This is a genomic window from Marinobacter sp. CHS3-4 (genome assembly GCF_030053415.1).
Lineage (GTDB): Bacteria > Pseudomonadota > Gammaproteobacteria > Pseudomonadales > Oleiphilaceae > Marinobacter.
This window is the reverse complement of record NZ_JASGBJ010000002.1, coordinates 1-13,704: the sequence shown is the minus strand read 5'-3', so window position 1 is coordinate 13,704 and position 13,704 is coordinate 1. Positions and strand designations below refer to the sequence as shown.

Here is a 13,704-nt window from a genome sequence, read left to right as displayed (position 1 = left end):
TTCACCCGCTAATTCTCGATGATCGCGATCCTGATCACATGCTCTTCGCCATCATCTTCAAGCATAAACTCGCAGGGTGCCGCCATCACGCCCTCCGGCACATCAGACGGCGCTCTTCGCTCGACGTCAATGTGATAGACCGCGTCACCGTAGCGATAGCTTAGCTTGAAACCCGGCCATTCCGGCGGTACGCAGGGTGTTATTGACAGCTGGTTGCCATCACGCTCAAAACCAAGAATACCCTCAAGAATAAATCGGTACAGCCAACCACCGGATCCGGTATACCAGGTCCATCCCCCGCGTCCGGTGTGTGGTTCCTCACCGTAGATATCTGCAGCAATCACATAGGGTTCCACTTTATATTTCTCAATCGCTTCACGGGTATCTCCGTGTCTTACAGGGTTCAGGCAATTGAGTACCGCTGCGGCCTTTTCCGCATCGCCAAGCTTTGCAAAAGCCAGCCCAGCCCAACAGGCGGCATGAGTGTACTGCCCGCCGTTCTCGCGAACCCCCGGTGGGTAGGCCGCAATGTATCCGGGATCCGCTTGATTCGCACCTCTTCCTCTGAACGCGGGTGTAAACAGCAAAACAATGCCAGGGTCCGGTTTTACCAGTTTGCGCCAGACCGAATCCATTGCCTGTCTTGCGCGGTTCCCTTCGGCTAACCCTGACAAAACAGCCCAGGATTGGGCAATGGAGTCGATTTCGCAGGCGTTCTGGCCGGCACTTCCCAGAGGCTGGCCATTATCATAGTAAGCTCGCCGAAACCATTCGCCATCCCAGGCCTGCTGGTTCGCCGCCAGCGCTATCTCTCTTGAGCGGCTGCGAATCAAGTCCGCGAGACGATGATCCCCCTTTTGCTCACAGATCGGCGCGAACCGATTCAATGTCAGGCAAAGGAACCACGCCATCCATACGCTCTCTCCTTTGCCTTCCACCCCGACACGATTCATTCCATCGTTCCAGTCGCCACCGCCAATCAACGGAACACCGTGTGCACCTCGCCGATTCGCCCTTTCCAATACCTTCAGACAATGTTCATAAACCGAGCCGACCGTTTCAGACAGACCGAAAGGTGCATAGCGTTCTGCCTCGTCCGGCCGCAAAGGTTCGCCTTCCAGATACGAAACCTGTTCATCCAGCACCGAAGCGTCTCCGGTCGCAGCAAGGTAGTCGCATAAAACGTAAGGTAGCCACACCAGGTCATCCGAGATCCGGGTGCGAACCCCTCTGGCATTGGGGGGATGCCACCAGTGCAGTACGTCGCCCTCGGGGAACTGGTGCGCAGCCGCTTTCAATATCTGTGCTCTGCACACTTCCGGCGCGGTCTGCAATAGCGCCGTGGAATCCTGGAGCTGATCGCGGAAGCCGAACGCGCCGCTGGACTGATACAACGCCGTACGCCCATGCATACGACAGGAAAGTGACTGATAGAGTAACCAGCGATTAAACATGAAAGACACGGAGTCATCGGGGCAACTGAGTACAAGCCCACCCAGAATCCGGTCCCAATAATCCTGAACTGACTGCCAGCATTCCTCGACAGCATTCAAGGAGTCATATTGTCCGATCAGCTCTAACGCCCGATCGTAGCTTGTCTCGGCACCCAGCAGATAGACGATGGTTTGCTCACCATCAACGGCCAGATCCACATGGACCTGCAAAGCGGCACAGGGGTCCACGCCAGGCTCAACACGATTGGCCAGGCCAACCCGCTTCAGGGCTGCCGGATTGCTGATTCCACCCCGGCGCCCCAGAAATTCGTTTCTGTCAGTGGTGTAGCCGTGCACGGTTTCCAAAGTGCCTAGGAACGCAATCTGTTCCGGACACTCGGGATTGAATGGATTACTGGCAATTAGCGCTCTTTTCTCTGGCAGGAACGCCGGCTTGATAAAGGCCTGCGATGCTTCCCGGCGGGTCCCCATCACCCACTCTGCATAGTAGGTAAACGTAAGCCGTCGAACACGGTTGGAGTGATTGCGTATTGTTATCCGAACCAGTTTGATCGGGTCGTCCGGCGCAACAAACACGGTGAGTTGGGTTTCTATGCCGTGACGGTGATGCTTGAACCTGCTGTATCCCGCGCCGTGACGGACAATGTAATTCGAGTCGTGGCGAACGGGGCCTGGCGTCGGAGACCAGAGCGCTCCGGTTTCTTCATCACGGACATAAACACACTCGCCCGGTTCATCCAGGACAGGGTCATTGTGCCAGGGCGTGAGGCGGTTTTCTCCACTGTTCAGAAACCAGCTAAAGCCGGCGCCAGACTCCGACACCGTGCAGCCAAATCGCTCATTGGCGATGACGTTGCTCCAGGGCGCTGGCGTTGGCTTTTCACCCGTTACGTCGATCACATATTCGCGGCCATCCCTGGTGAATCCGCCATGTCCGTTATCAAAGAGAAGATCATCCGGCCTTGTCATGGGAACACGGCAATCTGGTGGAAAGGCGTTTAACGGCCTCACCGGCAGCCGAGGCAGCGTGGACGTCCAAAGATCGAGAGCACGTAAAGCCGAAGTAAGCGACGGTGAAGAAGCATCGAGGACAACACTGGCCGCGGTTTTCAGCAGTATGACTTCCTCCTGACCCAGGGCATCGGCTGTCAGCGGGAATATACCGCCGCGCCCGCCCACCCAGGGTTCGGCGTTCTGGCTGGCCAGCAACCTGCGAATCGTATCCTGTGTGGTACCCTGATAGCCGGTATCGCCAACATTCAACAGGATCAGATCGACTTTAAAATTGCGCTTGCGCCAGAATTCATGCGCCTTTAGCAGCGACCTGGCTGTCTCTAATGTGCTATCCCGGCCTATGGTCAGGAGAACGATGGGAAAGTCGCCTGATATGCCAACACCCCAGAGGTTTTCTTGCCTGAGCTGATTCGCTGATAATGTCGAGACAGCAGCACGCAGTCTCGGATGCGGGAACAGAACGGCGGAGGTCAGTGCCGCCACGGCCTGGAGATCCTCACCGCTGATTTGTGCGCGCCACAAATCACGACTGACCTGAATACGACCCTCTTCAAAGGTTCTCCGCACTCGTGGCCAGAAGGTGAAACGCTCCGCCGTTGCCAGCACGTCTTCCCGACTGTCGCCGACTATTCGCAAAAATGCCAGTTGGGTCGACACGCCCGGTTTAACAACCACCGTCTTCTGAAGTGCCGACACCGGGTCGAGCGAATAACCGGGCGTTCCCTCCATTGACCGATTTTTCGTCAGCGACTCCGGCCGACTGAGCGAACCGCCGCGCCCCAGAAACGCGGCTCGATCCGTTTCCACCCCATCAGGCTTTAGCACCCCGGTCATGTCCATCAGGAGCTCTCCAACAACGGGCGCCTCTCCATCTACCTCCCGACTCCGGCGCTCGAAAAGTAAAAGAGATCTATCTTTAAGCCATTCACTGTGAACAAAAAGATTGCTGAAGGCAGGATGCTGCGCGTCGGCCTTCGGATCAGCAAGGACGATTTCCGCATAACTGGTAAGTCTGAGTGTTCGAGTCCTTTCGCCGTGATTTGTCAGCGTGAGCCGACGCAATTCCACGTCATGCCAGGGCGAAACCGAAACCTCCAGAGTCTGTATAAGATCACCATCCTGCCGTCTGTACTCAACGCAATGGCCGTGAAATCTGACCCGCTCATTTTGACCCTGGCTTTTTACCGGAGAACGCGAGATAGACCACAAATCGTTGTTGCTCTCATCCTGCAGATAAATCCAGTTTCCCCAACGCTCAGTCGTGCTGTCCTGGTGCCAGCGCGTAATTGCGGAGTCGTTCCAGGTCGTCTGACCGCTACCCCAGCTTGAGGCCAGAACGCTCAGGCGTCCGTTCGACAACAGATGCGCGCGGGGTGTAGGACTATCCAGATTAACGGACCAGGGAACAATAATCGGGGCATCCTCAGCCGCCTGCGCGGATGTTTCCTGCACAAAGCTGGTTGGGAATTCTATTTCAACCTCAGACGCTACTTTCTCCTGCAAGAACAGTTCGCATGCCTGCACCCGTGGGTCGGATGTAAAGCGGCTGACGGCGTGCCTGCGTTCCAGGGCAATACCGAGGCCTACCAGGGACATACCATGGTGATGTGCCATATAGCTTCTGACGATGCTGTGGTCCTGACCCACCTCCATCCGGCGCTGGGTGAAGTCGATCGCTTCGAAAAAACCGTAACGTCCGAGCATGCCCAGAGCCTCCAGGTGCTTGAGATTGTCAAACGCTGCCTGAGGTCTGCAGAGCATGGCCAGAAAGGTTGCATAGGGCGCAACCACGCAGTCTTCTTCGCCCTTCTCGGCCCGAAGTGCCAATTCCGGAGCGCCAAATGCGTGATAGGCATAATTCTGAGCGCCATCAAGCAAATAATACCCGCATTCGGAGATGCCCCAGGGAATGCCCCGGTCTGATGCATAACGAATCTGATTTGCGATGGCCCCCAGCGCGCTCTGACCTAACAAGGTATTGGTAGGCTCACGCATAAGGAGTTGAGGCATCAGATACTCGAACATGGTGCCACTCCAGGACAACAACACCGAAAAGCGGCCCTCTTTCGTCAACGGCCGCCCGAGATGAATCCAGTGACGGGCGGGCACATCGCCCTTTGCGATCGCAAGGAAACTGGCCAGCCGGGCCTCTGACGCCAATAGATCATAGGCATTGTCGTCGAGCTTTCCCTGATCAACGTTATAGCCGATGCAGAACACCTGTTTATCGGGGTCAAAAAGAAACGCCATGTCCGTTTCTGTAAACCAGCGCTCGCAGCTGTTTGCAAGATCATGAGCGGACACAAGAAGCTCCTTAGCGGCAGAAGAAGCTTTCTCAAGCTGCTCGGCAAGTGGCTTCAGCCACCGATCCAGCGCTTCGTGCCCGGTGGTACCTTGCTCGCCTCCAACAAGACCCTCAACCAACGGCGACAAATGCTGGTGAAAGGCTGCCAGTTCTTCAAACGTGGGCACTCCAGAGAGTTGCTCTCGTAACGTTAACCACTGGTCAAACTTTCCCTCCAGCAAATCGGAGCTTTGAACGTCGGGTACCTCAGGCAGCGCCTTCCACCAGGGCAAGAAACGATCAGCGCTCTGCCCGAGTCGATCCGAATGGTGATGGGCCCGCTCAAGCCAGAGCCGCATGTCTGCCAGGGTATCGGCTGGTGTCGACTGGGGCTCACGAAGTACCTGTTTAAGGGCTGGATCCAGGCCATCCAGCAAACGCTGATTGATCAAACCGATGAGCGAGGGCCACTGAGCGGAATTATTGCGCGCATCCATAACAATTTTGCGCAACTGAACGAGTTCCTGTGCCAGGCCCTGACGTGGTCCCGTGGGCGGAGAGTCCCCCAGGGTATCTTCCAGAACACCAACGGTGTCGAGTAGCCCCTCAAAATGGCTGAATCCCCATACTTTTTCGGCTCCCAGGGAGATCATTCCCTGTTTTAAAGCAACCAGACAACCCAGCAGGTTTCCGCTGTCTACGGTCGATACATAGGCCGGCGGCAGCACACTTAGATGGTGGGTATCGCACCAATTTAAAATGTGTCCCCTGAAACGCGGCAGCTTATCCATTGATCGCAGTGTGTTGCGCGAGCGGATGACCAACTCCTGAGCATCGATGTAGCCCATGTCGTAGGCGGTCAGGTTTCCGGTCAGCAGCAAACCTATATTAGTCGGCGATGTGCGATGAGCCACGACACCTTTCGGGTCCTCCTGAAAATGGTCCGGTGGTAGCCAATGATCTTCCGGACCAACAAATCGCTCAAAGAAATACCATGTACGGCGAGCAATCCTTCGCAGGTGGGTTCGGTCTTCGGGTCTTATCTTCTCTACCGCGGGGCGGCGTTCACGCCGGGCCAGGTAGGCCAGCTGAGGCGACACCAGCCAGAGCACCAGTACCGGAGCCGCGAACAGAAGCGTTGCCGGCTTAGTCAACGCCAGGGCGGCGCCTACAATGAATGCCAATGCGGGGCCGACCCACATGACGCGCCAATAACGCCGCACGCTCAGGCCCGAACTACGCCCGGCTTCCATGGCGGCCGGCGTCCATTCAAGCAGATGCTTGTGGCTAAAATAGTTACGGTACAATGAACGAACAATGGCATCGACCGTGACGCTTGACTCTACTGGCAAAAAAGCCACTGCCAATAGCCAGCGCTTCAGATCGCCTCTCAGATTACGGATGTGTTCGGCGGAGCGCCGCCGCTTTACGGACGCGTGGGCCAAACCGACAACCCCCGTCAAGGTTGGCACCAACAAGGTAAGAAGTGCCAACGCGGTCCAGTGCAAGGGTGATCCCGGGAGGCTCAACCAGCCCATCAGTAAAAGCAGGATCAGCCAGGGGCTCTGGAGACTTCGAATCAGGTTATGGGCAATCTGCCAACGGTGCAGAAGATCCAGCCTGTTTGGGCGTTGACCACCGTCTTCGGTCGGGACGCTCGGCCACAGCCAGGGCAAAATTTGCCAGTCACCGCGAACCCAGCGGTGAAGGCGACGAACGAAAGACAGATACTCAGGTGGGTAGTCCTCATACATGATAACGTCACTCAGCAGCGCAGTGCGCCCATGAATACCTTCGAACAGGTCGTGACTGAGGATCGCCCCTTCCGGGATCGCGTTAGCAAGGCTGGCCTCAAAGGCAGCGACGTGATAAAGCCCTTTGCCAGTAAAAATGCCTTCGCCGAACAGATCCTGATAAACGTCAGACACAGCCAGGCTGTATAGATCCAGCCCCCGGTCACCTGAAAAGATCCGCGTAAAAATGTTCAGCGTCGATGTGAGTGGATTTATCTCGACTCTTGGCTGAAGAATGCTGTATCCGGCTTTGATTTCGCCCGTTTGGATATCCCATACCGGCTGATTCAGCGGGTGTGCAATTGTGCCCACAAGGCGCTTGGCAGCCCCGACGGGTAAAAAGGTATCGGCATCCAGCGTAATCACATAACGGGCGTCTCGAAGCCTTTCTCTATCCCCTGCGCCATCGATGAAGGTGCCCTCATTCCCGGTAAGTAGGAAGTCGTTAAATTCTCTCAGCTTGCCACGCTTACGCTCCCACTCCATCCAGCAAGCATCCTGCGGATTCCATGTCCTTCCACGATGCATCCAGAAAAAAGGCGGCTCACCAGCCCCCGAATATCGATCATTCAGGCGTTCAATGCCCGCCCTCAAGCGATCGGTCAGAGAGGCGTCCCGATCGGTTTTCTCCTCTTCCGCATCGAAGAGGCCGGTCAACAGGCAAAACCGCAGAGCTGGGTCCACATTGGCCAGGTAGTGCCGCTCAATCTGCCGGATAGCCTGATCAACATCCTCTTCTTTGGAAATCAGTAAGGCCATGCAGACCACGGCCTTATGGTCCGGGTCGATCCCGCGGGTGAAATCGAGTTTCGGCAAAACCCGTGGAGGTAGAGCCAACGTTACTAACCAGTTAACCAGCACGGAAGCGATGGCGATTCCCGGCACCAGAGCCAAAAAAACCACCAAAACCCCTTGCCACCAGGGACCAAGAAGCGTGGCGTAGACCGTCGGAATCAGGATAAGAAGCAAAGCGAACGCGGCGAGGCCACTGAAATAGATACCCGTCACGCGCCTTGCGAACCAGCGTGCGGCGAGCCTCACGGGGCCGGGTTGATAGCCGGCTCGTTGCTCAAGCAATTCCTTGCCATCACCGATCAGATAATAACCTACATGTGCAGGGGTATTTGACGAGACATTCTCTGCCTGGGAACTCCTGCCCTGTTCGGAAAGTTCGATAGCGAGCTGGGCAATATCCAGCTCATTGTGCCGACTAAGTCTTGCTAAAGACTCAATCTGCCGCCGGTATCTGTCGCGGGTTTCAAAGTCCATCCTCGGATAGACTCCAGCTGGATCCTCTCGCAGAAACGCTTCAACTTGCGACGTCCGTTCGAAAAAACCTTTCCAATCCGTTCGCTCCAACTGATGCAGGCTCCAGACACCATCCGCAACGACATCACGGCGCTCAATATCCACCATCCCTTCCAGGGACTCTGCAGAAGCAAGGCCTTCAATACGTGAGTTAATTGCGTTAAATATCTGAACCAGAACCTGATACCGCACGAACAGCGGCAGCGCCCAGAGCTCGGCCGTGTTGAAAGGCGCCGACTCCTTGTTTTCAAGAACCAGCGCTTCGAGTATCCAGTCGTCGAACCTTTGTTCGCAGCGATCCATCGCAATGCCTGCCACTTCCTGTACTCTGATCTGGCTTGCTGCATCTCCAGCCGTAAGAATCGGAAGTTGCTGAACAAAATCGGCGGTGAGATCCCGCCGCAACATTTTCAAAACCCGACGGACGAGGTACTCGTTGTCGCTGTACCAGTCCATCCACGGCCCTGCCGCAGAGGGGTTAGCACGTAGCTTCTTCAGATCTTCGTGAATATCATCCAACGAATTGGAAAACTGAGTGAGCGTGTCGCGAATAGTCAGATAACCCGATTTTGAGCCAGGGCCAATCGCTACCAATTCGGCACTACGCAACCGTTTTTCGGACCTACCAGAGTCAGTTGTATCGGCTTTAGGAGCTTCCATTATGTTCAGTGTCCCCGCATTTCACGTGACACCTTTTCGGCAAACGTAAGCTCGATCTCATCTGGTTCAAGGTCCTGAAGCACCAGAAGTGGCGTCTCGCCATATACCATGGCATTCAGCGGTAAGGCTCCGAGAGGCCAATGATTGACGCAGGTCTGGCCGTGAGCAGCCATAACAACCAGGTCAGCCTGACCTTTTCGAGTCAATTGCCAGATAGCGGATATCGGGGAATCACGAGTTTCGACTTGCGTCTCAACCCTTAAACCCTCGTTCTTGAGGCGGTCACTGATACGGCCCACATTGACCTCCAGCCGTTTTCGTTGCTCTTCCTCCAATGAGGCAATCATCGTCATCCTCGGATCATCGGGCGCGACCTCGTATTGATGGGCCAGGGAAGGAACGATTGAGACAAGCTTCAAGGTGCATTCGTTATGCCTGGCCAGCATTTCAATCACCGGCAAAACGCATTCGGACCGTCGTCCACCATCAAGCGGAACCACGACCCTGTTGTAGTGAAACTCCTCCAGCATCCCGCATTGATCGCTGAAGGCACGCACCAGCAGGAAAGATACATGTGCCTGAAGAATGGATTTATGGGCGACACTTCCTAGGGTGAAATGACTGATGCCACCGATCCCGTGGCTGGTCATGACCAGAAGCGTTCGTCCGTCCGACCTTACGAAGTCAATTATCTGATCACCGGCATCACCCTCGAGCGTCACGGTTTCAGGATTCAGATCGAATATGCTGAGGCGTGATGCGATTGAATCGAGGTAGGCGCTGGATTCCGCCTGAATGGCATCCAGTTCAACCGGATCTGCTGGATACTGACTGGTCTCATCGCCGTTCTTTTGTATGACTCTGACCAGCACCAATGGTATATCCAGTGCTTTGGCAAGGTTTATGGCATGAGGAAGTGCCCATTCAGCCAGGCACGAACCATCCAATGGCACAACAATACGCTGAAACATCATGTCCTCCGCTTTTAAGCAGAGAGCGCACAGGCGCAGGAGACATCAGGCCTAGGCCTTAAAGACAGCACGTCCTGTTTCCTGCCTCTCCTTGTTTTTTTCTTCGAAGTTTAAGTGAAACCGCTTTAATGAATTGTAGCAGGCAGGTCGGAAATGTGGTTTGACAGCAGTCAATGTTTACACCAATTGCACAGAGTGAGGCCTTGGCCAATTGGCGGGCGAGACTGGCGCTTGCGGAACCACAGAGATACTTGGTGAAAATCATCGTGACAAAATCACGTTTGGAGTTTTTATACCGGTAACTGCTTTAATGAATCAAAAGAAGCAAAACACAATGACGCTTTCGGTCATCGAAATGAGGAACCACGGATGAATTCCACTCACATCTTCTGGCCTGTTCTGGCCCAGGTGTTTCTTACCTTGGCAATGTTCATCCTGCTCGGCGCAAGAAAAGCAGCAGCCGTAAAAGCAGGCAAGGTTAATCGTCAGCAGGCGGCTCTTGATAACCGTGTATGGCCAGAAGATGTCGTGAAGGTTTCCAACAACATTGCCAACCAGTTCGAGCTTCCGATTCTGTTTTACGTTCTTTGTTTTGTGCTTTACAGCATCAACGCAGCAGGAACGGCCGCCATTGTTCTGGCCTGGGTTTTCGCGGCAAGCCGGTACGCCCACGCCTGGGTGCACGTGGGCTCTAACTACGTGCCGATGCGAATGCGGCTTTTCATGGTGGGATGTGTAGTGGTGCTTGCCATGCTTGGGATGGCGGTATGGCAATTGGCCACATGATCCGTGGCTGGGAGCAGTGTTGTTGAAAGCATAACTTAGCCGTTTTGGCCGACATCGAAGCGTATTCAACGCTAAGTTCGCAAAGCGAACATTCAAGTTTGGGTGTAACGCTTGCTTGGGCAGAACCATTCCGCCGCACTCCCTGTTTCACCGTTGACAACTGATCCATGAACGGCGGGTCAACCCAGCGTGAAGATGCTCACAACAGTGCCGCAGAGCAGCAGTCCCGTCGTAACATTAAACACAATCTGATGTCGCTTGCTGGCCAAAACTCTTCGAATGAGATGGCCAAGGGCGGCCCAGCTACCAACGCTCACGAGGCAGACCCAGAATGAGATGAGGCAGAAGACCAAAAGATACAGTGTGGCTGGCACATGAGGAGCGACAAACAGGCTGACCCCAGACATTGACACCAACCACGCCTTCGGATTCAGAAGCTGTGACAGGGACCCTTCAATAAAGGTAGGCGGATTAATGGCGACACCCAACGTATCATCGAGCGGTCTCGCCGTCGCAATTTTGTAGGCCATGTAGAGCAGGAAAGCCCCCCCGATATACTGCAAGAATCTGGTAATCCCCGGATGTGCCGTGAGCACTTCATTCAGTCCAATGCCAACCAGAAACACCATCAGGGTGTAGGCGACAGTCGCCCCCAGGACGTGGGGAAGCGCCCGCCTTAAGCCATAGTTGGCGCCGGCCACATTGGCAATGATATTGACCGGACCGGGAGAGATTGCACCGATCAGGGCAAAAATGAACATCGAGATAAACACGGTCATAGCCGCCCCCCCCCTTCAGCGCAATAAGGCCATGTTGCCGGTAATTGATTTGACCAGCTGTTTGCTGCCCAAAAGCGCGACGCCCTGGTACTGCAACTGGTCAACCGGGGTATCCCTGAGCTTCGCAGCGTATTCCTGGTAGCTTCTTGTGCTCTGGGTATCGGTGGTCAGATCAATAACCGTTATCTCACTCTCAAGTGCTCTGAGAGCTTCACGCACTTCGCTTAGCTGGGGCCCGTTACTCTTCAACACCGGAACAGCCAGGGTTGTAATGCCATGCCGGCGTTCGTTCTTGCTGTCGATCAAATCGTCACCAATGAGCTGGGGATGAAGTTTCCCGAGACTCAGGGAAAGTACGGCTGCGGTATTGGCGATGATGCCAGTAGGCAGATCCTGATTGATGATGATGACGCACTTCTGGTTTTCCATCGGATGCCTTCTCTTACGTTGGGTCAGTGAAACAGTTGGTGAACTTCGGATCCTGTTCAGAATAGAGGCATCGCCATACAACGATAAGATGGTATTATTGATAGACACTGTTTCACGGAATCGAATAATGATCGATGATCTTCGGGCGTTGGCCATTTTCGCGAAAACGGTAGAGCTCGGCTCTTTTCGGGCCGCTGCCGCCAAACTCGGCCTGAGTCCATCGGTAATCAGCCATCATATTTCCAGGTTGGAGCAACAACTGGGAAAAACTCTGCTGTACCGTTCTACCCGCAGGCTCTCGCTCACTGATGATGGAAAGAAGCTGTTCAATGCCGCGCAATCAATGCTTGAAGCGGCAGAAAGGGGGCTCCGTGAGATTACCGAAGCCTCCGATGAGCCCTCTGGAAACCTGATCTTGACGCTTCCGGCGATGTTTGCGAACTCGACGTTAATGGATTCCATCGCCTTGTTTGCCCTGCGTTTCAGCAAGGTCCGGTTGTCGATTATCTTCAGCGACACGGCCCAGGAACTGATACGGGACGGTATTGACCTGGCGATACGGATCGGCGGCCTTAAGGACAGCGCGCTCAAATGCAGGCGTCTATTCGACATGCCCAGAACGCTGGTCGCCACGCAGGCCGTTTTCGACTCAAAACCAATGCCAAAACACCCAGAACAACTGAGGGACTGGGACTGGATCGGAGTTCAAATGCGTCCATATCACAAGGTACTCATCCACTCGACCGGGGAGGAAGTGAAAGTGGATTTCCAGCCCCGGATTACAGTGGACAGCCTCGATGCCGTGCGCAGACTGACATTGGCAGGGGTGGGACTCTCGACGCCGCCGACCTTCATGATCGAGAATGATCTTCAGCAAGGTCGGCTTATTGAGGTCCTGCCTGACTGGGAGATCGAAAGCCTCGGCGTTTATGCGGTTTGGCCGGGCAACGCCACTCGAACAAGCCTGAGCCATCGATTGATTGAATTTCTGACGAATGAAACACAATTGATGCTCTAGCCGACCTTACCACTGACTAAATTCATTAGCCGATATTGGCAAGGGCGTTACTCCTGAATGGGTAAAGTCGTCGAGTAACTGGACGACCAAACGCAATGCAGGTGCAATGCCTGCCACGAATCTACCCCTAGCTGTTCTATGAGCTCTCCATCGAACCCTCCCAGCAGAACAGCGCACCCAAATTCTTGAAGAAAGATTGTATAGGGCGCGCCAGCTTGGGTGGCACGGACGGCGCTCAGCCGGAATTTTGATCGCTGCGGACGCTTGCTTTTATTTCAGAGAGTTGAGGAGCTTGGTCTGGTCGCAAAGCGAACATTCAGATTTAGAGTTAACGCCTGCAGTTGCGGCTTGGGTGAACTGGCGGCTTTTTTGCTGCACAGCGCGAAAAAGGTGACAGTTTACCCAAGTCCGGCAAGCTGCACTGGTTAGGCATTTTCTTTATACCTTAATAGTACTTTTTCAACTTCCGTTGTGTCTCTTTTGTTCTTTAGTTTGAGCACTTCAAGAAATTGGTAAGCATTTAAACCATGATATTTCGATCCAGGTTTTACCATCTTGATAGAAGCATCTCCGCCATTTGCTAACAACATACTTAACAATCGAGCATTATTGAACAATATTGCTTCATGAACTGATGTACTGCCTTCGTGAATTGAATTAATCGGCAACCCTCTGGATATAAATACATTTATTAAATGATAGAGACGTTCATCAGATTCATTACCATTAAGGTCTATACCTCTACCAGCCCATTGTATTAAAGGTGCACTACAAATATCTATTCTTTGATTTGAATCGCTACAATTTTCATATGGATAATCAAAGCTTTCCAAAACCCATACGGCCATTTGAGGAGTGAAAAATAGGCTGTTATTGGAATAAGGATTAACTGTTATTTCATCACTATTTAAACCAGCCACCGTAACTAATCCATGCGCATCTTCAATAAGCCTATATGTGCCTACAATTGAAGGCACAAGACTCAAAAGAAATATACAAACCACGATATAAAGAATGATTTTCATTTATTGCCTAACGCCGTTGTTCAGCGGCAGCCTTGGCATAGCGAAGCGGCGACAAGGCTGTCCGGTGGAGGGCCTTCAGGCCCGGAACGCACTGGAACTATTGGTTAGGAAGTCGCAGCGTTCCATCACCAACCAAGCAGACTTTGCCCCTTATGGTTACGTTTAGCTCAGAGCCTGCCTGAA

The 13,704-nt window shown here is 53.9% G+C and carries 7 protein-coding genes; 2 read left to right on the top strand and 5 right to left on the bottom strand.

What is annotated here, in order from left to right; all coding sequences use genetic code 11:
* Positions 1-8 precede the first annotated feature (8 nt).
* Positions 9-8,513 carry a glycoside hydrolase family 94 protein gene (locus tag QLQ17_RS08030; RefSeq protein WP_283209071.1) on the bottom strand — a complete coding sequence of 2,835 codons (8,505 nt, stop codon included), beginning with the start codon at positions 8,511-8,513 and terminating at the stop codon, positions 9-11.
* 5 nt (positions 8,514-8,518) lie between these two features.
* Complete coding sequence (locus QLQ17_RS08025; RefSeq protein ID WP_283209070.1) at positions 8,519-9,484, bottom strand: universal stress protein; 966 nt, start codon at positions 9,482-9,484, stop codon at positions 8,519-8,521.
* A gap of 369 nt (positions 9,485-9,853) precedes the next feature.
* Here QLQ17_RS08025 and QLQ17_RS08020 point away from each other — a divergent pair, with 369 nt between their 5' ends.
* Complete coding sequence (locus tag QLQ17_RS08020; protein WP_283209069.1) at positions 9,854-10,270, top strand: MAPEG family protein; 417 nt, start codon at positions 9,854-9,856, stop codon at positions 10,268-10,270.
* 179 nt (positions 10,271-10,449) lie between these two features.
* Here QLQ17_RS08020 and QLQ17_RS08015 read toward each other — a convergent pair whose 3' ends face one another.
* Both QLQ17_RS08015 and QLQ17_RS08010 read right to left on the bottom strand, forming a co-directional pair.
* On the bottom strand, positions 10,450-11,049 hold the full coding sequence (locus QLQ17_RS08015; RefSeq protein ID WP_283209068.1) for a LysE family translocator: 600 nt from the start codon (positions 11,047-11,049) through the stop codon (positions 10,450-10,452).
* 15 nt (positions 11,050-11,064) lie between these two features.
* Positions 11,065-11,478, bottom strand: coding sequence for a DUF2000 domain-containing protein (locus QLQ17_RS08010; protein WP_283209067.1), 414 nt, complete (start codon positions 11,476-11,478; stop codon positions 11,065-11,067).
* On the opposite strand from QLQ17_RS08010, the gene QLQ17_RS08005 reads away from it, so the two are divergent.
* Positions 11,450-12,496, top strand: a complete 1,047-nt coding sequence (locus tag QLQ17_RS08005; protein ID WP_283210133.1) for a LysR family transcriptional regulator — start codon at positions 11,450-11,452, stop codon at positions 12,494-12,496. The genes QLQ17_RS08010 and QLQ17_RS08005 overlap by 29 nt on opposite strands.
* Positions 12,497-12,921: 425 nt before the next feature.
* Here QLQ17_RS08005 and QLQ17_RS08000 read toward each other — a convergent pair whose 3' ends face one another.
* Entirely contained in the window at positions 12,922-13,521 is a 600-nt protein-coding gene (locus tag QLQ17_RS08000; protein ID WP_283209066.1) for a hypothetical protein, read from the bottom strand.
* Positions 13,522-13,704: the final 183 nt, after the last annotated feature.

Bases quoted from the DNA above. Each gene is read 5' to 3' on its own strand.
- QLQ17_RS08030 (WP_283209071.1), bottom strand. From the start codon at position 8,513: ATGGAAGCTCCTAAAGCCGATACAACTGACTCTGGTAGGTCCGAAAAA.
- QLQ17_RS08025 (WP_283209070.1), bottom strand. From the start codon at position 9,484: ATGTTTCAGCGTATTGTTGTGCCATTGGATGGTTCGTGCCTGGCTGAA.
- QLQ17_RS08020 (WP_283209069.1), top strand. From the start codon at position 9,854: ATGAATTCCACTCACATCTTCTGGCCTGTTCTGGCCCAGGTGTTTCTT.
- QLQ17_RS08015 (WP_283209068.1), bottom strand. From the start codon at position 11,049: ATGACCGTGTTTATCTCGATGTTCATTTTTGCCCTGATCGGTGCAATC.
- QLQ17_RS08005 (WP_283210133.1), top strand. From the start codon at position 11,450: ATGATGATGACGCACTTCTGGTTTTCCATCGGATGCCTTCTCTTACGT.
- QLQ17_RS08010 (WP_283209067.1), bottom strand. From the start codon at position 11,478: ATGGAAAACCAGAAGTGCGTCATCATCATCAATCAGGATCTGCCTACT.
- QLQ17_RS08000 (WP_283209066.1), bottom strand. From the start codon at position 13,521: ATGAAAATCATTCTTTATATCGTGGTTTGTATATTTCTTTTGAGTCTT.